Annotated in this window: 17 protein-coding genes; 14 read left to right on the top strand and 3 right to left on the bottom strand. The window is 57.1% G+C overall.

Annotation, left to right across the window (positions count from 1 at the left end; translation table 11 throughout):
• Positions 1 to 74 precede the first annotated feature (74 nt).
• From ACOYXE_RS13740 to ACOYXE_RS13765, 6 genes are all read left to right on the top strand, one after another.
• A complete protein-coding gene (locus tag ACOYXE_RS13740) occupies positions 75 to 704 on the top strand; it encodes a LysE family translocator (RefSeq protein ID WP_038366975.1) in 630 nt (209 codons plus the stop codon).
• Positions 705 to 934: 230 nt separating this feature from the next.
• On the top strand, positions 935 to 4,480 hold the full coding sequence (locus ACOYXE_RS13745; RefSeq protein ID WP_238785239.1) for a calcium-binding protein: 3,546 nt from the start codon (positions 935 to 937) through the stop codon (positions 4,478 to 4,480).
• A gap of 172 nt (positions 4,481 to 4,652) precedes the next feature.
• Positions 4,653 to 6,503, top strand: a complete 1,851-nt coding sequence (locus ACOYXE_RS13750) for a hypothetical protein (protein WP_460929640.1) — start codon at positions 4,653 to 4,655, stop codon at positions 6,501 to 6,503.
• A gap of 230 nt (positions 6,504 to 6,733) precedes the next feature.
• Entirely contained in the window at positions 6,734 to 8,464 is a 1,731-nt protein-coding gene (locus ACOYXE_RS13755; RefSeq protein ID WP_460929642.1) for a hypothetical protein, read from the top strand.
• 93 nt (positions 8,465 to 8,557) lie between these two features.
• Positions 8,558 to 10,408, top strand: a complete 1,851-nt coding sequence (locus ACOYXE_RS13760; RefSeq protein WP_405122045.1) for a hypothetical protein — start codon at positions 8,558 to 8,560, stop codon at positions 10,406 to 10,408.
• Between the two features lie 49 nt (positions 10,409 to 10,457).
• A complete protein-coding gene (locus ACOYXE_RS13765) occupies positions 10,458 to 12,332 on the top strand; it encodes a hypothetical protein (RefSeq protein ID WP_160056982.1) in 1,875 nt (624 codons plus the stop codon).
• Between the two features lie 166 nt (positions 12,333 to 12,498).
• Here ACOYXE_RS13765 and uraH read toward each other — a convergent pair whose 3' ends face one another.
• Entirely contained in the window at positions 12,499 to 12,852 is a 354-nt protein-coding gene (uraH, locus tag ACOYXE_RS13770) for a hydroxyisourate hydrolase (protein ID WP_160056980.1), read from the bottom strand.
• Between the two features lie 420 nt (positions 12,853 to 13,272).
• Between uraH and puuE the strand changes: the two genes are divergently transcribed.
• The 8 genes from puuE to ACOYXE_RS13810 all read left to right on the top strand — a co-directional run bounded on the left by puuE (position 13,273) and on the right by ACOYXE_RS13810 (position 21,459).
• Positions 13,273 to 14,199 (top strand): allantoinase PuuE, encoded by a 927-nt coding sequence (puuE, locus tag ACOYXE_RS13775; protein ID WP_034151757.1) that lies wholly within the window; start codon positions 13,273 to 13,275, stop codon positions 14,197 to 14,199.
• Entirely contained in the window at positions 14,196 to 14,711 is a 516-nt protein-coding gene (gene uraD, locus ACOYXE_RS13780; protein ID WP_034151758.1) for a 2-oxo-4-hydroxy-4-carboxy-5-ureidoimidazoline decarboxylase, read from the top strand. The genes puuE and uraD overlap by 4 nt, the downstream gene beginning before the upstream one ends.
• Before the next feature lie 88 nt (positions 14,712 to 14,799).
• Positions 14,800 to 15,795: an allantoicase gene (gene alc / locus ACOYXE_RS13785; protein ID WP_007913974.1), complete on the top strand. Its 996-nt coding sequence runs from the start codon at positions 14,800 to 14,802 to the stop codon at positions 15,793 to 15,795.
• A gap of 147 nt (positions 15,796 to 15,942) precedes the next feature.
• Positions 15,943 to 16,446, top strand: a complete 504-nt coding sequence (locus ACOYXE_RS13790; protein ID WP_034151759.1) for an ureidoglycolate lyase — start codon at positions 15,943 to 15,945, stop codon at positions 16,444 to 16,446.
• A 51-nt stretch (positions 16,447 to 16,497) separates the two neighbouring features.
• Positions 16,498 to 17,811 (top strand): urate hydroxylase PuuD, encoded by a 1,314-nt coding sequence (locus tag ACOYXE_RS13795; RefSeq protein ID WP_160056978.1) that lies wholly within the window; start codon positions 16,498 to 16,500, stop codon positions 17,809 to 17,811.
• 166 nt (positions 17,812 to 17,977) lie between these two features.
• The gene (locus ACOYXE_RS13800; RefSeq protein ID WP_460929647.1) at positions 17,978 to 19,336 is read left to right on the top strand and encodes a nucleobase:cation symporter-2 family protein; all 1,359 of its coding nucleotides are present in this window, start codon (positions 17,978 to 17,980) and stop codon (positions 19,334 to 19,336) included.
• A gap of 177 nt (positions 19,337 to 19,513) precedes the next feature.
• Positions 19,514 to 20,299: an outer membrane protein OmpK gene (locus ACOYXE_RS13805; protein ID WP_460929649.1), complete on the top strand. Its 786-nt coding sequence runs from the start codon at positions 19,514 to 19,516 to the stop codon at positions 20,297 to 20,299.
• Positions 20,300 to 20,673: 374 nt separating this feature from the next.
• The gene (locus ACOYXE_RS13810) at positions 20,674 to 21,459 is read left to right on the top strand and encodes an outer membrane protein OmpK (protein WP_122609080.1); all 786 of its coding nucleotides are present in this window, start codon (positions 20,674 to 20,676) and stop codon (positions 21,457 to 21,459) included.
• Between the two features lie 133 nt (positions 21,460 to 21,592).
• Here ACOYXE_RS13810 and ACOYXE_RS13815 read toward each other — a convergent pair whose 3' ends face one another.
• Complete coding sequence (locus ACOYXE_RS13815) at positions 21,593 to 22,765, bottom strand: patatin-like phospholipase family protein (protein WP_110721143.1); 1,173 nt, start codon at positions 22,763 to 22,765, stop codon at positions 21,593 to 21,595.
• A gap of 35 nt (positions 22,766 to 22,800) precedes the next feature.
• Positions 22,801 to 23,733: a lipid A biosynthesis lauroyl acyltransferase gene (locus ACOYXE_RS13820; RefSeq protein ID WP_095050911.1), complete on the bottom strand. Its 933-nt coding sequence runs from the start codon at positions 23,731 to 23,733 to the stop codon at positions 22,801 to 22,803.
• Positions 23,734 to 23,755 lie beyond the last annotated feature (22 nt).

The following is a 23,755-nucleotide window of genomic DNA, read 5'->3' on the forward strand; positions in this document are numbered from 1 at the left end:
AGGCTTCAAAACAGCCTCACCCTGACGGGTGGGGCTTTGTGCATTTTTCAATACAACAAAAAAGGAGGAAAGTGATGAGTCTGGAAACCTGGCTGCTGTTCAGCGGTGCTGCGCTGGTGGTGATCCTGATTCCGGGGCCACTGTCGTTGCTGATGATCAGCAACAGTCTGAATTATGGATTGCGCCGCTCGTACCCGGCATTTCTCGGCGGCGTATTCGCCTCGATCTGTTTGCTCAGTGCTTCGGCGCTGGGGCTGGGTGCCTTGTTGCTGGCATCGGAGCAATTGTTCAGCGCCTTGAAAATCGTCGGCGGGCTGTACCTGTTCTATCTGGCCTGGCAGAGCTGGCAGCAATCGCGCCAGCCATCGGTGGGCGCCGTCGTACCGCAAGCGGCAGCCGTTCCACGCTTTCGCGCATTGTTCGGACGCGCGTTTGTACTGGGTGCCAGCAACCCGAAAGACATCCTGTTTTTTGCCGCCTTCCTGCCACAGTTCCTTAGCGCCGAACAGCCCTTCCTGCCGCAGCTACTGGTGATGATCGCCACCTGGACCCTGCTGGATCTGCTGTGCAAGCTGGCCTACGGTCTCGGTGCCCACGGCGCTGCGCGTTACTTGCGCAGTGGCAAAGGACAAAGCTGGTTCAACCGGATCAGTGCCGGTTTATTCGGAGGCGCTGGCGCTGCATCGTTGCTCAGCAGTCACTGAAACGCGTGAATCACTGATCATTGTTTACCTGAAGCCATCCTGACTGCAACGCACAAGTCTGGATGGCTTTCGCAGCGACCGCTCGCGTTGCTCGTGACATATCCCCGCAATAAAAACCCCATCTCTGACGCGCAATACACAGCAACAACCCGTTGATGTACATCGTTCGAAAAGCGACCGTACTATCACGACTCGCGCAAACAAAAACCTGCCAGAACAAGGAAGTTCAAATGGCCACCATGATACGTAAAGCGTCATTGGAAACTGCGGAAATCACAGACGCTGTCGTCATCACTGACATGCGCTTTGAAAGTAATGAGCGTCATGCTTCGACCATTGACCTCAAACGCAGCCCTGATGAAACAACCAGCATAAAAGCCAAAAGCAAAGTAGATCAGTTGCAACTTGCCGACTCCGTATTCGGCCCGCTACAAATCGGCAACATTTCCATAACCCGAGCGTCTCTCGATGCCTTGGGTGCAACGTTTGCCGGCCAGCCGCTCAATGGCAAGAACACCTTCTTCAGGGTTCCCAAGCGATCTTTCATCAACGCGTTGCAATTCAGCGCTGTCGATATTGAACACTACATGAAGTCCTCAACGGGCCAGGACAGTTATTTATTGACGACACTGCTGTTCGAAATGGCCAGCGAACGTCCACTCAGCGCCCCTCACCTGATAAGAGAAAGTTCGAACGCCACTACAGACAAAGGCAGCTATCGCAGCAAACTGGTAAAACTACTGGGCTCCGCACAAAAACTTGACCTCTATCACGCAAACTTGCCCAAACATAACCCCCGCTGGGTGGGTGTGACAAAAAGCTATGCAACGCTCGGCTCAAGTGTCGGCATTCAGGGTTTCGGGATCTTCATGGGTTTGCGCGGCGTGGTGGATGCCATCAAAGCTGACAATACTACTGAGGTTGTAATCAACAGCGTGGGTATTGGCACGGAAGTCGGCTCCATCGCGGTTGACATTGCCGTCAGCAAAATTGCATCCAATATGCTCTCGGCCGGGCAAGGTGCCCTGCTGGATTTTGCCAAGACCCGGTTTGCGCTGAGGCTCGGCCGTTCCGGCGGTTTGATCGGCGGCGCACTGACATTGCCGTTCGATATCTTCACCGCCGTCAGATCGATCAATGCCGCTGAAAATGCAACCGGCAAAGAAGCCATGGATCATTACGTGAGCGCTGGATTGAGTATTACCAGCGCAGCCATGACGATCATCCTCGGCACCGCTGCGTTGGCAGGGTTTTCATTTGCAGGCCCGGTGGGGCTGGCGGCGGGAGCGATCCTGGCCATCGGATCGCAAATTTATGGCGCAGTGCGTGTGGTGGACGACATTGATGACTACATCGAACTGACCCTGGACGAACGCTGGCGTACAGGCTGGTTTTCGTTCTGCATGATGGATCCTGACCAAGCCGTGCAGAACCGCTATCTGCTGGCAAAAACCAGATTTCAACACGCGAAGCAATTGAAAGAAACAGCCAGAAAACTGCTGGATGGCCAGTTAAAGGACACCACCGAAGCCATTGTTAATGGCAAATTCGAAGTCCACCTCAAACCATCGCGGGTGCGCAAGCGCAACTGGTGGACCAAACAAGACAGCTGGGAAACGGTACAAATCCCCGAAATCAGGGGCGGCGATGATGTCATTGACGCCCGTGACGGTGTGACCAAGGACACGCCTGGGGCAGAACTGGGAACATCTGCCGAACACAAGGGCATTCTTTGGTTCATCAGCGATGGTCAGGATTCGATCAAGGGCGTCGAGGACAAGCCAAACAGCTTTCATTACCGATCGGGAAAAAAAGAGCTGACGGGGGGTGAGAAAAACGACCGCTTCGTGTTTGAGGGTGCAGGGGACCTTTTAGTACAGGATGTGCAGCTATCTGAATACTCGACATTGAAAGGAGGCGCAGGCATCGACACCCTTGTCCTGGCCGGAAACAACTACACCCGCCATACCGATAAAAAAGGCTATGACGTCGATCTGCTCGCACAAACCCTGCAGATAATCATCAACGACCCGTCTACCGAAGGGGCTGAAAAATATACGCTCCACAGCCTTCTTGAAAGTATCGAAAATGTTGAAACCGTAAGCGGTGCAATCAGTGTCGTAACTGGCTCAGAACAACGCAACGTTATTAATTCGCGCGGCGAGGACACTGTTAATGCGGGGGCTGGAAACGATCAAATCCATCTGTCATACCCGGGAGCAACAGCCTCCGGCGAAGCTGGCATTGACGAATACATCATTGACCATAAACCAGGCCGGATCTCCATCATAGAAGACGGAGCAGAGGAAAGTATCATCCTGCTCAACTGGAAATATGAACTGATCGATAGCTGGATAATCGAGAATGGCTCGCTGTTTATCAGTTCACGGTTCGCATTCGCGGACAACCCCAAAAGCGTCGTGGCCATCCAGAACGTCTATAAGAAAAACGAAAACAAATTCGTACTACAGAACAGCAAACTGACGTTCATGACCAGCGACGGCTACTCTTTAAAACTGCCTGATGCACATGACCTTCCCGAGAGTATCGACAATGACCACAAGCTCGAAATCGAGGTCGTCGTTGTAAAAAAAGGAACACCCGAAAGACCGCTTATCCTCCACGCTCCCGAGTGCTCGATCGAACATCAACGCGAGGCGAGTTACTACCTCCCAAGGTCCAGGAAAAATACTACATTCTGGTCGGTAAAGCGTGCCGAAGCGGTAGTCCGCCTGCATCTGGACTACGACATCAGTGAACTGACCAAGGTCGAAGCGCACTTTGGCTCCGGCGAGTGGAAAGCCAATCGAGAATTCTTTGTCGGATGTGACCTGCGTTATCACTTTGGCCAAAACACAATCAAGTTCAGGGATTTCGCCTATGCGGAAGGCGGATCTGACCCCCGAAACATGACCAGAATCCTGAGAACCATGGCCGCACGCCCCAACTACCGGGTTGTGCTCATTTTTAAAGGTGGCGTCACTGTCAATGCCGGACTGACACCCGAAACCGATGTGTGCCCCCTTGCAAGCCACAATCCGTATGGCTTTGATCGCTGGACAACGCCGCTTTCACTGCCGCTGCCACGTCGTGCGGATCAGACCTCTTTTGAATTACCGGACAGCAAACCCTTCAAATTCGACAGGGCGGGGTGCGGCTCGCTTTTTTCCTACCCCGAACAAACCTCGATCCAGAATCTTGAAGGTGCTGGCGCCACGTACCTGATACATCTGGTTGCCGATATAGCGATCAGACTCTCGACACCAGGAGCACTCGCGAACGCCCCAGAGCGATTGCCTTACTCGTCGACTTGGGATCTCGATGCGACAGCACTTGGCAAAGTCGAGATCAGGCTGGAAAACAACCAGTTGCACGTCGGCACCTGCATTATTCATCTGCCCGAATACGAAAGCGAAGACCTGATCGATCAAGTTCGCGTCATCACCGAAAAAGGTGTCGTCCATACCGTCGATCTTTCCTTCGACAGGGTTTACCTGGACGGCCTGGATGCACGGTTCTTTGAAGAGCCCGACTCGGCAAAAACATTGCCCGAAGCCTTCGCGGCAATGGCCAATAAAGAGATCAAAGTGAGAAATATCGTCCTTGCCGACAACCGGCCCGGAGCGCTGAGTTACAGCTTCCCCGCGCACGGCTGGATCCTGCGCAGCGACAAATCTCGCGTTGAATATTCCGCACTGCACGTGATCAACCGCTGCAGCCATCAAGATCTCACCCTCTTCACGCCGCCGCCCTTGATGAATGTGCCTGTCGCTTGACACGCCGTATACCAGGCGAACCCGATACCACGCGCGCACTCCGAAGTTGAAGTAACCAAACTTCTCCATCGTTTTCCCGACCCGGATTTTCCGGGATGTAGACGAGTGCGCCTGAAAAATGCGGCGAGGCACTTGCGTGCGTTGCGCATCATCCCTCAACGAGTAATTTCACATGGCGAAACCACCCAAGAAAGTCCCAGTGACAGCAGCAGCCGATACGACTGTTACAACAAGACCTGCGCAGTCAGGCTCGGGTAGCCGGGTTACCACAAACCTACCTGATACCCCGCTGTCTGGCGTCGACTCAACCACGGGGTCACAGCCCCCCGGCACCTCCACCAATCGGCCGCCAGCCGTCATCGTCAATGAAATCCCCGATACCTACAGGGCCGCCCGTAGCGCAATCGCCTGGCCTCAGGATCGATTGCACGAACTGACGCCAAGCGGAGAAAACACCGGCTTGTTCACCGGGCCGGATCAGCGAATCTACGCGCAAATCGGCAACGAAGGCCGGTTCGTCGTCGAACGAGACTTGCAGGGCAACTACTACGTTCCACTGACTTTTGCGCCCGGAATTCCCGGTCCGGTACTGACCAGGATTGAAGGCCAGGCCAGTTGGCACATCCAGCGTCCCGGCTGGCAATCGACACAGACCCGGCCCGGTACGCCTGCCACGCCATTAACCCTCTCCTACCTGGCGCACGATGACGCAAAAACGCTGACCCGAGCAGAACTATCAACGGGTGGAATCCGTTACAACAAACTCAAACACACCTTCGTCGATACGGCAGAAGGCACGGTCATGGTGCGGAAAAACCAGCAAGGCGATTATCAACTGACCTCTGCAACGAGCAGAGACTTGCCTGATGTATTTTTTGAACAGATTCCCGGAACGGTGCTCTGGCGCTTGAAGAATCCAGGCTCGCCAACCATTGAAAATCCTGCTGCGAGCAGGTCTCGGCCGCTAGCCGAGGCGGACGAACCGCAACCCGGCCCGAGCAAACGCGCGCGGGTCGAAGAGCCTAAAGATCCAGTGCCATCGCCAACTTTCGAACCGCCCCCCCCAGCCGAGCAGACACCGTTCTTCTGGCTACCATGGGGCCATCTGAACAAACCCGTGCAGGTGGAATCCGTCCAGCTCGGCTGGTTTCATTATCCGATAGTGCCCATTGGCTCCAACCGCAACCCCAAAGTCTACTTTGTACAGCATCCTGACTTTACGCCAGCGGGCTTCGACACCTTTGAGCAAATGCTGCGTACAGCGCCCTCGCTGCAGCCTGTTGCAACATTTCGCATCGGCAACGACCCGGGAGAAATAAACCCCGGAAAGCGTTTTTTTGATGAACCGATATCCCGGTCAGTTGCCAATGCGTTCCCCGACTTTTCTGATGCCACTGCCTATACCGTCGCCAGAAAACTGTTTGAACTCGCCGACAACTCACCGGAGATTACCGGCACCGGACTGGTCAATATTCAGGCGGTCCTGCATCAGTGGAAGCAACGACCGTTTCCCACCGCCCCTGCGTATGCCGACCCGCTGAACATGCTGTCTGTGGCGCCGTCCATCGACTTCAACGGAAAAAAACTGATCCGGATGCCCTCCCAGGTCGACGGCGAACTGCAACGACTCACCTTCAATCCACAGCGCTTTCCCATCGAATGGAATCACTACAAAACCTACCCGACAGATCTGAACCTCAGACGCCTGCTCGGCGCCCTGTTGGTGCGCAGCGGCTACGACGTCTTTCCCCTGACTTATGAGCATCGCATGCCAACCCTGGTATTTCGGCGCGAGACCCATGACCAGATTTATTTCATGAAACTGGGTGCGGTGGAACATGTCGGCTTGTCCCACACGCCCGGCAATGAACTGGCAGAACCGAACTTGCCGGCGCGGATTGGCAACGAGGCGTTTGCTGCTCTGACAACCGCGACGATAGAAAACAAAGTGATCTGGCTCATCGGTGGAGTATTGAAGGTCGATTCCACTCCGGATTCGGTGTTCGTTATCAGAGAGCGCTGAGTTGTCTCTGACACTCGCACCGCGCCTGCCGGAGCGAGTGGCAATCCTACAGACGTCTCGTAACACCGTGCAGCACTTGCCCTCATCACAATACATATATACCGCACGCCAAGGACTTCTTTTGCCGACCATGATCCCTTCGGAGTCACTGGCCAGGCGACCGCAAAGTGGCGACCTGAACATCTGCCCCTATGCAAACGACTGGATCAACCATCCAAAGGAGTCATTCAATGGCCAAGCCACCCAAGAAAATTCCGCGCACGCTTCCACCCGACTCACACGTGACATCAGTCGAACATTCAAACATTGCTCACGAGGCCAATACTGGTGAAAACGTTCATCCTGCTCCTGGCACCGCCAACGTGCCTGCCTTAGCCGAATCGTCATCTGCCAATGCCTTGCCGGCGGCACCGGAACCGCGCCCCACTGTCACTATCCATCACTTACCGCCTGAAGCTTCCCAACGCCCCCCAGTCATCGTCCACCACCTTCCTGAGGTTTCAACGCTTGCAAACGCCGCGGAGTGGGTCGCCCTGCACTTCAGCGAAAACCAGCAGGCCGCCGTGGCAAGTACCTCCACGAGAGAGCGAGCGCAGCACCCGGTCTTCATCAACGCCGAATCGGCAAGCCGACTGAAGTTGCAGCCAGACACCGAAGAAGGTTTTCGATACGACAAGCGCAAGAAAGCCTATGTCGAAATGCCCGGCGGTATGGTCATGGTGGGCAGAACCCCGGACGGCTGGCGACAGACTCACGCCGGGGAATCGACCCCTACGGGTGAGAGGGTTGAACAGATTCCCGGCACAAAGCTGTGGCGTGAAACCGACGTGACGCGACCCCGTCATCAAGCTGCGACCGATTCAGTGACCACCGAAACGACTGACGCCGTGCCCGGTCCGAGCAGGCCCCCGCGCCTCGACGAACATACCCATGTTGCAACGGACACAAGCACACTGGTCGAACATCTTTTCTCCCAACAGAACGTCGCGCTGGATCTTTCCGCAGGTCAGTGGAAAAACTGGGGAAGAGCCACAAAACCCGGCTCAGGCGAGTCAATTGAAATCGACGGGCAGCACTTCCAGATCGTTGCTCAAGGTTTACGCGCCGATACCGCACTAGTCTATTTGCAGCACCCCGGATTTTCACTGGACAGCTATGACGCTTTCGAAAACATGCTGCGTCATGAACCTTCGCGTCAGCCGAAATGGGCGCTGAAAATCCAGGGCCACTGGAAGGTTCTGGACAACCATGCACCGTTCGAAATGTCCGCCAGGCAATATGTTTCCACCGCTTATAACTATCTGTCGGAACAGTCGACCAGCAACGTCGCCAGAGCGGTATTCGATCGGGTCTCCCTGCCTGAGGGAGTAAACGCCCATGGACTTTCGGTGATGGCGCTGACCTTTCGCCACTGGGTAGATCGGGTGAATAACGAGCCACCGATGCACAACCTGTCGGACCCGTTGGTGATGCTGCCAAAACTGCCGACACCGCCCGGCCACCTGCCAAGCGGTGGCTTGCTGACCTTGCCTGCGTACAATTCAGCCGTGCTGCAGCGCCTGGATTTCGATCCACAACGATTCCCTCAGGAGTGGGCTCCTTACGCAGCGACGCCGACGCCAGGCAACCTGCGTGCATTACTGGTGAACGTGCTGCAACACAACGGTTACAGCATCAATCCGACCACGCGCAGACTCAGCGAAGGCGCATTGATTTTCCACCGTCCAGGCGTTGCTGCTGTATTCGTGTTGAAGCTGCCGCCCATCGCTGGAAACCAGGTTCCTCGCACCACTCCCGCTGGATCCGAACTTACCGATCCCGCCTATCTGACCAGACTCAGCACTGCGCAAAAACACAAGCTGGACAGCCATCTGGCCCATACCGAACTGATCTATCTGGTGGGTGGCATACAACATATTTCCCCTGACAACCCGACGCTGTTCATTGTGAGAGAGGGCTGAGCCTGCGCCGAACATCTGAGCGGCGCGTCCGCAACCGCCTGTGGACAAGCCACAGCCTGAGCACCCCACCTTTCCAATAGCGAGATTCACTTAATGGTCAAACCACCGAAGCGTGTGGCCGGGGTTACTGCGCCCGATTCACATCCCAATACCGGTAACACTTCCCACAGACTCCCGGGCGAAAGCCAGGCAAGCGCGGGTTCCTCCACAGGTCTGCCGGGCATCTCAATGGACCAGCCGTCGGTACAGGTCCACGAGATTCCTGCACCTCAATCACGGCTTGAAGCCGCGCTGCAATCAATCACCTGGCCTGCCGATCAAGTACATCTGCTACAACGTCTCGATCCAGACAGCGGACTGTTCACCAGTCCGGATGGCAAGTTGTATGCCCACGTGGAAAATGAAGGACACCTGCTGGTCGAGATTCAATACGATGGCCGTTACCAGATCCCCTTCAACTTCGCCCCGCACTTGCCTGGCCCCTTCCTGATCAAGACAGAGCGCCAGCCTGTCTGGACTTTCGAACGACCGAACTGGCTGGCACACAATACAGAAAGCGACAGGCGAAATGCTGCCGCCGAGGGTTTCCTGACGGAGCAACCGATCTACCTCGCCCCCGATGATGCAGCCCTGCTCTCTCCTCGCCTGCAAACACCGGATGGAATCCGCTACGACAAGCACCGCAAAACCTATATCGATACCACTGAAGGAACCGTCATGGTGCGTAAAAACGCCAACGGTGAGTATCAGCAAACCTCCGCGACCGTGCGCGATGCATCCGCATTATTGTTCGAACAGATTCCGGGGACGCGACTGTGGCGGCGCAAAACCGAGCAAACCGATTCTGTACCGGAGCGGTCGCCACAGGAAAAACGCAAAGCCTCAACCGATACACCGGAGCCCACGGCCGGCTCCAGCAAACGACTGCATCAGGAAGAAGGGACAGACGCCACCCACGCGCTGACCGAGAGTTTGCTGTCGGCCAATCCCGACGCAATCAACCTGAGTTTCGGGTTATGGCGAAACTGGGGACACAGTATTCGCCCACGATCAGGCCAGCATATCGAGATAGACGGTCAGTATTACCGAGTGATGCAACAGGACTTGAATGCCAACCCGCGACTGGTCTACCTGCAACATCCGTTGTTCTCACCCGCCCTGTACGACACCTTCGAATACATGCTGCGGGATAACCCGTCGATGCAGCCGAAATGGGCGGTCAAACGAAACAACCAGTGGACGGTACTGGACAGCGTCGTGCCCTTTGAGATGCCGATCACTCAGTACATCTCCAGAACCTTCAAATATCTCTCGGATCAATCGGTCAACTCACTCGCCCGAGCCATGTTCAATCAGGCGAACCGATCCGAAATCATCGTTGCCCCCGGCTTGGCGCTGATGAATCTGGTGTTTCGTTACTGGGCCAACAGGGGTCAGCGCAGAGCGCCGCGTCGAGAACTGGCTGACCCGTTACTCATGTTGCGCCCTGTTTCCGGACCGGAAGAAACCCTGGCGATTCCCTCCTCACTGGGGGAGGGCTTGATGCGACTGGATTTTGATCCCGGACGCTTCTCTCGGCACTGGAACGAGTACGCCGCAGCGCCAACTGCGCCCAACTTGCGAAGGCTGTTCAGCCAGCTTCTGGCAGATGAAGGATACGTGCTGACCTCCTCGACAAGCACGTTTGCCGAGAACGAATTGCTGTTTCACCGCGAGAAAATCGATCACGTATTCGTGCTGAAACTGCCCCCTCTTATTAACGGGAAGTTGCAGCGATTTCAGCCTGAGCATTTTCAACGCAGTGAGGTCGTGGTGCAAACATCCAGCAGCGAACCAAAGCCACTGTCGGCTTACAGCAAAGAAAAAAAGATCAGCTACCTGCTCGGCGGAACCCAGACAGATGTTCTGGGGCAAACCACGCTGTTCATTTTCAAAGACCAATGATCGAGCAGCGCAGTGAGCACAAAAACATCAATCGCTTAGAGGCACTTCAATGACCAAACCTACAAAGACCACGGTTCGCCCTCCGTCGCCCGACAACTCAACTATCAACAGGTCTGAGGCTGGCAATGGCAGCCTGAAAAATACCGGTACTTCTGAGACTTTCGCGCCAGGTTCGAATCGACCGTCCGACACTTCCACTCCCCACACATCTGGCAGCGAAGTGGTTGGCGATCCACGTGTTGTGGTGAGTTACCTAACGGATCCGGTGCTCGCCGAAGCCAATGCCAGACTGGCGGAGATATCCCTGCCGGTATTACAAACCCATCTGCTGAAGCCACACAAATCCGTCGACGGCTTATTCGTGGCCCCGGGCGGTCAGATTTACGCGCATCTGGAAGACGGCCGTCATTACCGGGTTGAACTCAACACCGCCGGTGATTACCAGATTCCCTGGCCTGCAGCGCCAGGCGTTACGCCACCGATTCTGAAAAAAATCGACGGCCAGCCACGTTGGCGAGTCGAGGCACAGTGGTACACGGCTCAATCCAGGCAGAGAAATCTGTCAGCGCAGCAACGGACTGCCGAACTGCCACAAGAAATCATCCTTGTCGACCCGCACCTGGCGACCCTTCTCCCTGCCGCGCGCGAGTCCCTGGACGGCATCCGCAAAGGACCGCGCGGGAAAACCTATGTCGATATTGCCGACGGAACCATCCTGGTTCGCAGGAATGAACAAGGCGAATACAAACTGGCTTCTGCAACAACGATCAATGTGCCGGATATAACCTTCGAACAGATTCCGGGGCAATTCGTCTGGCGCCGTAAACTGAACACCGCTACAGATCCACAACCGGGCAGTTCCCGTGCCCTCACCCACTCGGAAAAACCCGGCCCGAGCCCAAGTAAACGCCCTCGACTGCCAGAAGACAGTGATCCTCTCAATCCCTTCGTACTCATGGGCATCAGTGAATTATGGAAAGGCTGGGGAACCACGACGAAACCGTCAGCCGGCGACTCCATCGAAATCGCCGGCAAGCACTTTGCGATACTTGACCAGCCGACTCACGCCGTTGACGCCTTTGCCTTCATCAAGCCCCCACTGTTTTCTGCTGCTCGTTTCGATGCTTTCGAACAGTTGCTGCTGACCAATCCTGAGTTACAACCCAGGGGTGCGGTGAAGTTGGCGGACAATACGGGGCACGGCGGTGAAGCATGGAGAATCATCGAGAGTCGGCCATTTGAAAAAAGCCTGACTCAATATGTCAGCGATCAGTTTCCCTACCTTTCCGATCACTCGGCAAGTAAAGCCGCACGGGAGATGTTCCACCGGGCCAGTCACTCCGACAAAATAACAGGGCCCGGGATCAGTGCATTGTTCGAGACTTTCAAGTACTGGGAAAACCGCTCTGTCTTCGTCGGCGATAACAGAGTCGTTCGCCAGGACTTGAGCGACCCGTTGATGCTCCTCTCGCCGCTTGCGGCCGACGTACATGGCTACATGCGTATGCCGCTACCGTCCACTGAAGGTCTGCAAAGAATCGACTTCAACCCGAAACTGCTCTCCGGTTCGCAACATCACAGGGGTGGCCGAACAACGCGAACACTTTTCAAAGATCTTCTTAGCGCACACGGCTACAACATTGCCCATGATTTTGGCGCCAACCTGGGGAATGCCTTGTTGATCAAGCGAACGGGGGTTGACCCTGTTTTCATCATGTTCATGGACAGGATTCAAAACAACACTGTTTTTCTCCCTGATCCCATTGCCTGGCTGAAAAAAAGAGTCTTTGTCGACAACATGGACACCCACATCAAAGATGACCTGATGGAGCATTTACACACGGACAGGATCATTTTTTTGCTGGGCACCAACGAGCCTCTTCCTACTCACGAACACAACCTTATCGTCACCCGACACAGCTGAATGCCCCTTACAGGAAGCGGAGCAACGCGCTCCGCAGTTCTCTGGAGCGTACGCAGGCAGATCGACACAAAATGCTGGAATAAAAAAAAGCCCGCAGTGTGGGCGGGCGAAAGACCAAAGAAGCTATATGCGCAGTCGCTTCCCGGTGGGGGCAGCTGCTTGGGGGTCAGCTGCCCCGGTACGTGGAATAGCTGTACGGCGAAATCAGCAATGGCACGTGGTAGTGATCCTGTTCGGCAGAGATGCCGAAGCGCAGCACGACCACGTCCAGAAATGCCGGCTCCGGCAACTGCACGCCACGAGCGCGGTAGTAATCGCCGGCGTGGAACTGAACCTGATAAACGCCGGTGCGATAATCATCGCCTTGCAGCAACGGTGCATCGACCCTGCCGTCGCTGTTGGTTATCGCACTGGCGACCAATTCCAGTTGCAAACCTTCAACGCGGTACAGCTCGACCTTGATCGAACTGCCCGGGCAACCGTGTGCAGCGTCCAAAACGTGTGTTGTCAAACGTCCCATTGATTCTGCGCGCCTGCCTGCATTGAGCAGTCAGACTTCGCGCCTCCCGAAGTCAGTTGAAAAGGAGACCGCACCGATTCGGAGCACGAAAAGCTGCGGCGAGCAATTGATTAAGACACTTTTCAAAAAAATTGTACACAATAAAAACGACATTTTTCATATCACCCCCGCCATTCGGGGGTTTCCTGCCGATGAGCCAGCGATACGCCTATTCATTGAACCTCCTATCCATTAGCTGACTGGTCAGGCAGGTTTCTTGCAGGCTCACGCCAATCGCAGTAAAAGATGACAGTCGGTGAGAAATGCGAAAATTCAGGCTTACAAATTGCGAATAAAGTTGTATACAATCAGCCCATCGCTGTGACGCCAGCCAGCCAGGCCGCCACACAAATCTGTCAACGAAAAAGAAGGAAGACTGCAGTGAGCGCTGACTACCCACGCGACCTGATCGGTTACGGCAGTAACCCTCCTCACCCACACTGGCCGGGCAATGCCCGCATCGCCCTGTCGTTCGTACTCAATTACGAAGAAGGCGGCGAGCGCAACATTCTGCACGGCGACAAAGAATCCGAAGCCTTCCTGTCTGAAATGGTTGCTGCTCAGCCGCTGCAAGGCGCGCGCAACATGAGCATGGAATCGCTTTACGAGTATGGCAGCCGTGCCGGCGTCTGGCGGATCCTGAAACTGTTCAAGGAATTCGACATTCCGCTGACCATCTTCGCTGTCGCCATGGCCGCCCAGCGCCACCCGGACGTGATCCGCGCGATGGTCGATGCCGGCCACGAAATCTGCAGCCACGGCTACCGCTGGATCGACTATCAGTACATGGACGAAGCGCAGGAACGCGAGCACATGCTCGAAGCGATCCGCATCCTCACCGAAATCACCGGCGAGCGCCCACTGGGCTGGTACACCGGCCGCACCGGCCCGAACACCCGTCGTCTGGTCATGGAAGAAGGTGGTTTCCTCTACGACTGCGACACCTACGACGATGACCTGCCCTACTGGGAACCAAACAACCCGACCGGCAAGCCGCATCTGGTGATCCCGTACACCCTCGACACCAACGACATGCGCTTCACGCAAGTGCAGGGTTTCAACAAGGGTGACGACTTTTTCGAATACCTCAAAGACGCGTTCGACGTGCTCTACGCCGAAGGTGCCGAAGCGCCGAAGATGCTCTCGATCGGTCTGCACTGCCGTCTGATCGGCCGTCCGGGTCGCATCGCTTCGCTCAAACGCTTTATCGAATACGCCAAAAGTCATGAACAGGTGTGGTTCAGCCGTCGCGTCGACATCGCGCGTCACTGGCACGAAACCCAGCCGTACCAAGGGGCCGCCAAATGAGCCGCTTTCAAACCCTGCAACCGTCGAGCCTGAGCCGCGACGCTTTCGTCAACGCTTTCGCCGACATCTACGAACATTCGCCATGGGTAGCCGAGAAGGCCTACGACCTGGGCGCGGACGCTTCGATCGACGAGATCGAAACCCTGCACCAGCGCATGAGCGACATCCTGTTGAGCGCCGATCACGCCAGTCAGCTGGCCCTGATCAACGCTCACCCGGACCTGGCCGGCAAAGCCGCCGTCCAGGGCCAACTGACCGAAGCCAGCACCAATGAACAAGCTGGCGCCGGTATTCACCAATGCACGGCCGAAGAGTTCCAGCGCTTCACCGAGCTGAACGACGCCTACAAAGCCAAGTTCAAGTTTCCCTTCATCATGGCGGTAAAAGGCAGCAACCGGCATCAGATCCTCGCGGCGTTCGAAACGCGCATTCACAACTCGCAAGATACCGAGTTCAAATGCGCGCTGGCGGAGATCAACAAGATCGCCCTGTTCCGTTTACTGACTCTTTAGCGAAGCCTGACCCGAGTGCATCAGACGCGGAGAGCACCCAGGGTCTTGCAAGCATCCCCAGCCACTTATTTAAAGGCAGACAAGAAGAATGAAAGCTTACGCCGTACCTTTCGAAAAATTCGTCAACCTGGCCGATGCCCGTCTGGGCACCAAAATCATCTCGGTCACCGATGACTGGTTCGCAGACGCCAATCGTCTGTTCCAACCGACCCCGGCCGTATGGAAGGAGGGCGTGTTCGATGACAACGGCAAGTGGATGGACGGCTGGGAATCGCGCCGCAAGCGCTTCGAAGGCTTCGACAGCGCAGTGATCCGTCTGGGCGTACCGGGTTCGATCAAAGGCGTGGACATCGACACTTCATTCTTCACCGGCAACTTCCCGCCATCGGCCTCTCTGGAAGCGTGTTTCCTGGCGTCGGGCGAGCCCGATGAAAACACCCAGTGGACTGAAGTGCTGTCGGCCGTCGAGCTGCAGGGCAACAGCCACCACTACCACGAAATCAGCAACGACCAAGCGTTCAGCCACCTGCGCTTCAACATCTACCCGGACGGCGGTGTTGCCCGTCTGCGCGTGTACGGCATTCCGTTCCGCGACTGGTCCGCTGTTGGCGACAACGAGCAAGTCGATCTGGCAGCAGCCCTCAATGGTGGCCGCGCCCTCGCCTGCTCCGACGAACACTTCGGCCGCATGAGCAACATCCTCAACCCGGGCCGTGGCATCAACATGGGCGACGGCTGGGAAACTGCACGTCGTCGCACGCCAGGCAATGACTGGGTAATCGTCGCGCTGGGTCACCCGGGCGAGATCGAGAAGATCGTCGTCGACACCCTGCACTTCAAAGGCAACTACCCGGACACTTGCTCGATCCAGGGCGCGTTCGTGAAAGGCGGTACTGACAGCCAGATCGAAACCCAGTCGCTGTTCTGGCGCGAACTGCTGCCAAGCCAGAAGCTGGAAATGCACGCCGAACACACCTTCGTCGAGCAGATCAAAGCGCTGGGCCCGATCACCCACATCCGTCTGAACGTGTTCCCGGATGGTGGTGTGAGTCGCCTGCGCGTTCTCGGCAAGGTCGCGAAGTAATGCTGAGCCTGTAGGAGCTGCCGCAGGCTGCGATCTTTTGATCTTAAAAACAAAGTCAAAAGATCGCAGGCTTCGCCAGTTCCTACAGGGATCGCGCAAGACGCACTGACAAGTTGAACAACACAGAATTCGGATAAGAAGAACAGCATGCGCACACTAACGATTGAACCGCTGAGCAAAGAAGCCTTCGCCCCTTTCGGTGACGTCATCGAAACCGACGGCAGCGATCACTTCATGATCAACAACGGTTCGACCATGCGCTTCCACAAACTGGCGACGGTCGAAACCGCTCAGCCTGAGGACAACGCGATCATCAGCATCTTCCGCGCCGACGCGCAGGACATGCCCCTGACCGTTTGCATGCTGGAACGCCACCCGCTGGGCAGCCAGGCTTTCATTCCGCTGCTCGGCAACCCCTTTCTGATCGTGGTCGCGCCAGTTGGCGATGAACCTGTATCAGGCTTGGTCCGCGCCTTCGTCACCAACGGCAGGCAGGGCATTAATTACCATCGCGGCGTTTGGCACCATCCGGTGCTGACGATCGAAAAGCGGGATGACTTCCTGGTGGTTGATCGCAGTGGCACAGGCAACAACTGCGATGAGCATTTTTTCAAAGAGGATGAGCGTTTGATCCTCGCCCCCCACCAATAAGAGAAGGTCTGATCACTCGACAACAAGAGTGACAGGCGAGAGGTAAAGACTGTGGAAGCACATCTGTTGGAATGGCTGAACCTGAGCGTGCGCTGGGTTCACATGATTACTGGCGTGGCCTGGATCGGCGCGTCGTTCTACTTCGTCTGGCTGGAGAACAACCTCAACCGCGTCAACCCGAAAACCGGCCTGGCCGGTGACCTGTGGGCGATCCACGGTGGCGGTATCTATCACCTCGAAAAATACAAACTGGCACCGCCGGCAATGCCGGAGAACTTGCACTGGTTCAAATGGGAAGCCTACTTCACCTGGATGTCGGGTATCGCGCTGCTGTGCGTGGTGTTCTACTCCAACCCGACGCTCTACCTGCTGGCTCCGGGCAGCACGCTGAGCGGCCCTGAAGGTGTGGCCATCGGTATCGGCTCGCTGTTTATCGGCTGGTTCATCTACTCCTTCCTCTGTGATTCGGCCCTGGGCAAACGCCCTGCTCTGCTCGGCTTCATTCTGTTCGTGCTGATCATCGGCGCGGCGTATGGCTTCAGCAAAGTGTTCAGCGGTCGTGGCGCGTACCTGCACGTCGGCGCGATTATCGGCACCATCATGGTCGGCAACGTGTTCCGCATCATCATGCCGGCGCAACGCGCACTGGTCGCGGCGATTGCCGAGAACCGTACGCCGGATCCGGCGCTGCCAGCCAAAGGCTTGCTGCGTTCGCGTCACAACAACTACTTCACCCTACCGGTGCTGTTCATCATGATCAGCAACCACTTCCCGAGCACTTATGGCAGCCAGTACAACTGGTTGATCCTGGCCGGGATCGCGGTGTTGGCGGTGTTGGTGCGTCACTACTTCAACACCCGTCATGACAGCCACAAGTTTGCCTGGACCCTGCCGGTTGCGGCGGTGGGCATGATCAGTCTGGCGTACGTCACCGGCCCGATGCCGATGTCGACCGCTCCGGAAGTGGCCAAGGCGCCAGCGAAAATCGAATACCAACCGCTGCCGGAAACGGCACTGGGCGGTGGCGCGAAACCGGCTGAAGCGGCGGCACCTGCTGCACCCGCAGAGGCACCTGCAGCACCGGCACAGGCGTCGAATGCTGGCCCGGGTTTCGACAAAGTGCACACAGTGATCCAGGAACGCTGCGCGGTTTGCCATTCGGCCAAACCAACCAGCCCGTTGTTCAGCGCGGCGCCTGCCGGTGTGATGTTCGACACTCCAGAGCAGATCCGTCAGAACGCGGCGCGCATCCAGGCGCAAGCCATCACCACGCAGATCATGCCACTGGGCAACATCACGCAGATGACCCAGCAGGAACGTGACCTGATCGGTGCATGGATTGCCCAGGGAGCACAGACCAACTAAGCAACAAAGCTTCGCGAGCAGGCTCGCTCCCACAGAGATCGCGCATTTCCTGTGGGAGCGAGCCTGCTCGCGAATCGCCATAACGCGGTTTACCTGATGTAAAGAAACAGCTGTGAGCAACCCGGCAGCTGTTCAATCACAAGAATAAAAAGATCCGAGGTGTTGCATGTCCGAGCTGTCCAAAGCGCGCATCCCCGACGCACCCGCCATTCAGCGATTGCCCCTTTTGCAACTGATCCTGGTCGGTTTGCAACATGTTCTGCTGATGTACGGTGGTGCCATCGCGGTGCCGCTGATCATTGGACAGGCCGCTGGCCTGAGTCGTGAAGAAATTGCCTTCCTGATCAACGCCGATCTGCTGGTCGCCGGCATCGCTACCATTGTGCAGTCCATGGGCATCGGCCCGATGGGCATTCGCATGCCGGTGATGATGGGCGCCAGTTTTGCTGCAGTCGGCAGCATGGTCGCCATGGCCGGCATGCCCGGCATCGGCCTGCAAGGCATCTTCGGTGCAACGATCGCCGCCGGTTTCTTCGGCATGCTCATCGCGCCGTTCATGTCCAAGGTCGTGCGCTTTTTCCCGCCGCTGGTGACCGGCACGGTCATCACCTCGATCGGTTTGTCGCTGTTCCCCGTGGCCGTGAACTGGGCCGGTGGCGGTGCCGCCGCCGCACAATTCGGCTCACCGATTTATCTGGCCATCGCCGCGCTGGTGTTGGGCACCATTCTGTTGATCCACCGCTTTATGCGCGGTTTCTGGGTCAACATCTCAGTACTGATCGGCATGTGCTTCGGCTACCTGCTGTGCGGCGCGATCGGTATGGTCGACCTGAGCGGCATGGCCAACGCGCCATGGATTCAGTTCGTCACTCCGCTGCATTTCGGCATGCCGAAATTTGAGCTCGCGCCGATCCTGTCGATGTGTCTGGTGGTGGTGATCATCTTTGTTGAATCCACCGGGATGTTCCTCGCGCTAGGTAAAATCACCGGCCAGGAAGTCTGCCCACGCATGCTGCGTCGCGGCTTGCTGTGTGATGCCGGCGCCTCGTTTGTGGCGGGTTTCTTCAACACGTTTACCCACTCCTCTTTCGCGCAGAACATCGGTCTGGTGCAGATGACCGGTGTGCGCTGCCGCTCGGTGACCATCGTTGCTGGTGGCTTGCTGATCGTGTTGAGCCTGCTGCCGAAAGCGGCGTTTCTGGTGGCGTCGATTCCACCGGCGGTACTCGGCGGCGCAGCGATTGCGATGTTCGGCATGGTCGCGGCGACCGGCATCAAGATTCTCCAGGAAGCCGACATCGGTGACCGCCGCAACCAGTTGCTGGTCGCGGTGAGCATCGGCATGGGCTTGATCCCGGTAGTGCGTCCGGAGTTCTTCGCGCATCTGCCACTGTGGATGAGCCCGATTACTCACAGTGGCATCGCCATGGCAACGCTCAGTGCGCTGACGCTGAACCTGCTGTTCAACATTCTCGGCGGCAAAGAGCGCGCAGCGATCAACGACTGCCACGCGCACCAGCACTAACGAAGTCACCACAAAACCCTGTGGGAGCGAGCCTGCTCCGGGCGGCGTTCCGACGAAAGCGGTGTGTCATTCAACAGTGATGGCGACTGACACGCCCTCTTCGCGAGCAGGCTCGCTCCCACAAGGGCTAAGCAACAGCTCTGCGCCTCAAACAATAAAAACAAGAGGGAGCAACAGATGATTCGCACGCAAACCAACATCTTGTTGAGTGGCGGCCTGCTGGCCGCGAGTCAGGCCATGGCCGGCGATTTACTGCTGTGGCAGACCAATAGCCTCAGCTATCTGTACGGCAAGAATTTCGCGATCAACCCGTCGATCCAGCAGACGCTGACCTTCGAGCACGCCGACAAGTGGAAGTACGGCGACAACTTCCTGTTCGTCGACAAGATCTTCTACAACGGCAAGGAAGACGCGAACAAAGGCCCGCACGCGTTCTACGGTGAATTCACCCCGCGTTTCTCGTTCGGCAAGATCTTCGACCAGAAGCTCGAGTTCGGCCCGATCAAAGACGTGCTGCTGGCGATGACTTACGAATATGGCGAAGGCGACAGCGAGGCCTACCTGATCGGCCCAGGCTTCGACCTCAAGGTGCCCGGCTTCAACTACTTCACCCTGAACATCTTTCGCCGCCAGACCGAAGGCCCGCGCCCCGGCGACGGCATCTGGCAGATCACCCCCGGCTGGTCCTACAGCTTTCCTTTAGGCAATTCCGATGTGCTGATCGACGGCTACCTCGATTGGGTGGTCGACAACGATGAGAACTCGCGCGGCACCTACCACGCCAACCTGCACATCAATCCGCAGATCAAATATGACCTCGGCAAAGCCTTGGGCTGGAGCCACAAACAACTGTATGTCGGCACCGAATACAGTTACTGGAAAAATAAATACGGCGTCGAAAATACGCACAACTTCGACACCAATCAGAACACCGCCAGCCTGCTGGTCAAGGTGCACTTTTAAGATGGCCCGCAACCGTGCCCCATGCCTGTCGTCGGTGCTCTGTTGCGGGGCACTTGAGACCTGGCCGTTGAGTCAGTATTCTCCGCGGCCTCATGAATTCGGTCTAAAAAAAAGCCCGGATTTAATTCCTGACCGAAAAGCCAACTTATCCCGGCCCCGGTCAGTACCGAGGCATCCCGAAAACACACTCAATCGACTGTTTTTCAGCAGCCGAGCGGGTGTTTTTTTGCTTTTCGAAAGCCTTGGCTCGGCTCTTGCTAACAGCAACGAAGCTGACCGATCGGATGACTTTTGCAGCAATGAAAAAAGGCGCCACACCAGAGCGCCGATCTTAAAAAAAATAAACGTGGAACACCTACTTTGGGAGCAACCGAATGAAACGTATGTGCACCAGCCTGATGCTCGCGGGATCGATGTTGGCCGGCGGCCAGGCCATGGCCGAGGGCCTGCTGCAGTGGCAGAACAACAGCCTGACCTACCTCTACGGCAAGGACTTCCAGGTCAACCCGCGCATCCAGCAGACCGTCACTTTCGAACACGCCGACGCGTGGACTTATGGGGACAACTTCTTCTTCTTCGACAAGATCTTCTACAACGGTGGCAAGGACTTCAGCAACGGTCCAAACACCTACTACGGTGAGTTCAGCCCGCGCATCTCGCTGGGCAAAGTGCTCGACCAGAAGATCGAGTTCGGCCCGATCAAAGACGTTCTGCTGGCGATGACTTACGAGTTCGGCGAAGGCGACACCGAGTCGTACCTGATCGGTCCAGGCTTCGATCTGGCGATTCCGGGCTTCGACTACTTCCAGTTGAACTTCTACCAGCGCCACACCCAAGGTGCTCGCGCCGGCGACAACGTCTGGCAGATCACCCCGGTCTGGTCCTACACCATCCCGGTCGGCAAATCGGACATCCTGATCGACGGCTTCATGGACTGGGTCACCGACAACGATTCCAACTCCAAAGGCGATTACCACGCCAACCTGCACTTCAACCCACAGGTCAAATACGACTTGGGCAAGGCGCTGAGTTTCGGCGAGAAGCAGTTGTATGTCGGTGTTGAATACGACTACTGGAAAGACAAGTACGGCATCGACGACACCGGTGCGTTCAAGACCAATCAGAGCACCACGAGCTTCCTGGTGAAGTTCCACTTCTGATCCGGCGGCGTCCGTATGGACGCCTTCGCGAGCAAGCTCGCTCCCACAGTGGTTCTATGTTGAATGCAAATGCCGCATACGACGCCGAACCCTGTGGGAGCGAGCTTGCTCGCGAATGGCGGCACCACAAATCTCAAGCCGGGACCACCGCCTCGGATATGCCCAAAAACCGGCACAGCTCCTCGCGCTTGGCCAACGCATCCCTGCGCCCCAAATCAATCAACTCGCTGCAATACCCCGCCTCGAACAACAGATAACTCAACACCCCTGCCCCACTCGTCTTGGTCGCTCCCGGCCCACGCAGAAACAGACGCAACGCCGCCGGCAATTCCTGGCGATGCCGCGCCGCGATCTCATCGATCGGCTGACTTGGCGAGATCACCAGCACCTCCACCGGTGCCACGCCCAACTCGCGCGTCGGCGTGCCGGCAGGCATCAAGTGGCTGAACTGGTTGAGACGCTGCAGCAACTCGATGTCGCTCTCAAGGCTGTCAATGAACGTGCTGTTGAGCATGTGCCCGCCAATCTGCGCCAGCGTCGGCTGTTGCCCCGTATAAGCGCGCTCCAGCGGCTGCTGCGGGTCAAACCCGCGCGGGTTGCCGCTGACACCCACCACCAGCACCCGGCTCGCCCCTAAGTGCAGCGCCGGGCTGATCGGCGCCGATTGCCGCACCGCGCCATCGCCAAAGTATTCATCGCCAATTTTCACCGGCGCGAACAACAACGGAATCGCCGAACTGGCCAGCAGGTGATCCACCGACAGTTGCGTCGGCACGCCAATGCGCCGATGGCGCAGCCATGAATCGATCTTGCCGCCGCCCTGATAGAACGTCACCGCCTGCCCCGACTCATAGCCGAATGCGGTCACGGCCACGGCATGCAATTGCTTGCGCGCAATCGATTCGGCGATGCCGGGCATGTGCAGTTTTTCATTGAGCAGTTCGCGCAGCGGCGAACTGTTGAGCAGCGCCACCGGCAATTGCCGACCGAGGCCGAGCAGGCTGTGGCTGACAAAGCGGCTGGCCTGACGGATAACCCCGGGCCAGTCACTGCGCAGCACGCGATGACTGCGAAAGCCCTGCCAGAACAAGGTGAGACGCTCGATCGCAGCGCGAAAATCCGTGGCACCACTGGCGAGACTGACCGCATTGATCGCCCCAGCCGAGGTGCCGACGATCACCGGAAACGGATTGTCCGCGCCCACCGGCAGCAATTCGGCAATCGCCGCCAGCACCCCCACCTGATACGCCGCCCGAGCCCCGCCGCCGGAAAGAATCAAACCTGTGACCGGTTCAGCTGGGCTCATCGCAACACTCCATGGTGCTTAAAAGGATGGGTGAATCAACCGCGTTTGGCGTACAGCTTTGGCTCGCCCGGTGGACGGCTCTTGAAGCGACGGTGCGCCCACAGATATTGCTCGGGGCAGGCACGCAAAGCGCTCTCGACCCACTGGTTGATGCGGATGCAGTCGGCTTCTTCGGTTTCGCCAGGGAAATCTTCCAGCGGCGGATGAATCACCAACCGATAACCACTGCCATCGGCCAGACGTTCCTGCGTGAACGGCACGACCAGCGCCTTGCCCAGACGGGCAAATTTCGTTGTCGCCGTAACAGTCGCGGCTTGAATGCCGAACAGCGGCACGAAGATGCTCTGCTTGGCGCCGTAATCCTGATCCGGCGCATACCAGATCGCCCGACCGGAGCGCAGCAGCTTGAGCATGCCGCGCACGTCGTCACGCTCCACCGCCAGCGAATCGAGGTTGTGCCGCTCACGGCCCTGACGCTGAACATAGTCAAACAACGGATTCTTGTGCTCGCGGTACATGCCGTCGATGGTGTGCTGCTGGCCGAGCAACGCCGCGCCGATTTCCAGCGTGGTGAAATGCGCCGCCATCAGGATCACGCCTTTGCCTTCGCGCTGGGCCTTTTGCAGATGCTCCAGGCCTTCAACGTGGGCCAGCTTGGCCAGACGTTCACGCGACCACCACCAGCTCATGGCCATTTCAAAGAAAGCGATGCCGGTGGAGGCGAAGTTCTCCTTGAGTAGACGTTTGCGCTCGGCGGCGGATTTTTCCGGGAAGCACAGCTCAAGATTGCGCTTGGCGATGCGCCGCCGGTCGCCGGCCACGCGATACATCAAGGCGCCCAAAACTCGACCGATGGTCAGCAACGCCGGATACGGCAACTGCACGATCAGCCATAAAAGCCCCAGACCGCACCAGAGCGGCCAGAAGCGTGGAGCAAGAAATGCTTTTCGAAAACGCGGGCGATCCATTAAAGCTTCCGTAAATACAGTG

It is taken from the genome of Pseudomonas sp. MC6, from assembly GCF_054790575.1.

What these genes read in the sequence shown, in the direction of transcription:
- ACOYXE_RS13755 (WP_460929642.1), top strand. Translation starts at nt 6,734, where the DNA reads ATGGCCAAGCCACCCAAGAAAATTCCGCGCACGCTTCCACCCGACTCA.
- ACOYXE_RS13805 (WP_460929649.1), top strand. Translation starts at nt 19,514, where the DNA reads ATGATTCGCACGCAAACCAACATCTTGTTGAGTGGCGGCCTGCTGGCC.
- ACOYXE_RS13745 (WP_238785239.1), top strand. Translation starts at nt 935, where the DNA reads ATGGCCACCATGATACGTAAAGCGTCATTGGAAACTGCGGAAATCACA.
- ACOYXE_RS13815 (WP_110721143.1), bottom strand. Translation starts at nt 22,765, where the DNA reads ATGAGCCCAGCTGAACCGGTCACAGGTTTGATTCTTTCCGGCGGCGGG.
- alc (WP_007913974.1), top strand. Translation starts at nt 14,800, where the DNA reads ATGAAAGCTTACGCCGTACCTTTCGAAAAATTCGTCAACCTGGCCGAT.
- ACOYXE_RS13740 (WP_038366975.1), top strand. Translation starts at nt 75, where the DNA reads ATGAGTCTGGAAACCTGGCTGCTGTTCAGCGGTGCTGCGCTGGTGGTG.
- ACOYXE_RS13810 (WP_122609080.1), top strand. Translation starts at nt 20,674, where the DNA reads ATGAAACGTATGTGCACCAGCCTGATGCTCGCGGGATCGATGTTGGCC.
- ACOYXE_RS13750 (WP_460929640.1), top strand. Translation starts at nt 4,653, where the DNA reads ATGGCGAAACCACCCAAGAAAGTCCCAGTGACAGCAGCAGCCGATACG.
- ACOYXE_RS13765 (WP_160056982.1), top strand. Translation starts at nt 10,458, where the DNA reads ATGACCAAACCTACAAAGACCACGGTTCGCCCTCCGTCGCCCGACAAC.
- uraH (WP_160056980.1), bottom strand. Translation starts at nt 12,852, where the DNA reads ATGGGACGTTTGACAACACACGTTTTGGACGCTGCACACGGTTGCCCG.
- ACOYXE_RS13790 (WP_034151759.1), top strand. Translation starts at nt 15,943, where the DNA reads ATGCGCACACTAACGATTGAACCGCTGAGCAAAGAAGCCTTCGCCCCT.
- ACOYXE_RS13760 (WP_405122045.1), top strand. Translation starts at nt 8,558, where the DNA reads ATGGTCAAACCACCGAAGCGTGTGGCCGGGGTTACTGCGCCCGATTCA.
- uraD (WP_034151758.1), top strand. Translation starts at nt 14,196, where the DNA reads ATGAGCCGCTTTCAAACCCTGCAACCGTCGAGCCTGAGCCGCGACGCT.
- ACOYXE_RS13800 (WP_460929647.1), top strand. Translation starts at nt 17,978, where the DNA reads ATGTCCGAGCTGTCCAAAGCGCGCATCCCCGACGCACCCGCCATTCAG.
- ACOYXE_RS13820 (WP_095050911.1), bottom strand. Translation starts at nt 23,733, where the DNA reads ATGGATCGCCCGCGTTTTCGAAAAGCATTTCTTGCTCCACGCTTCTGG.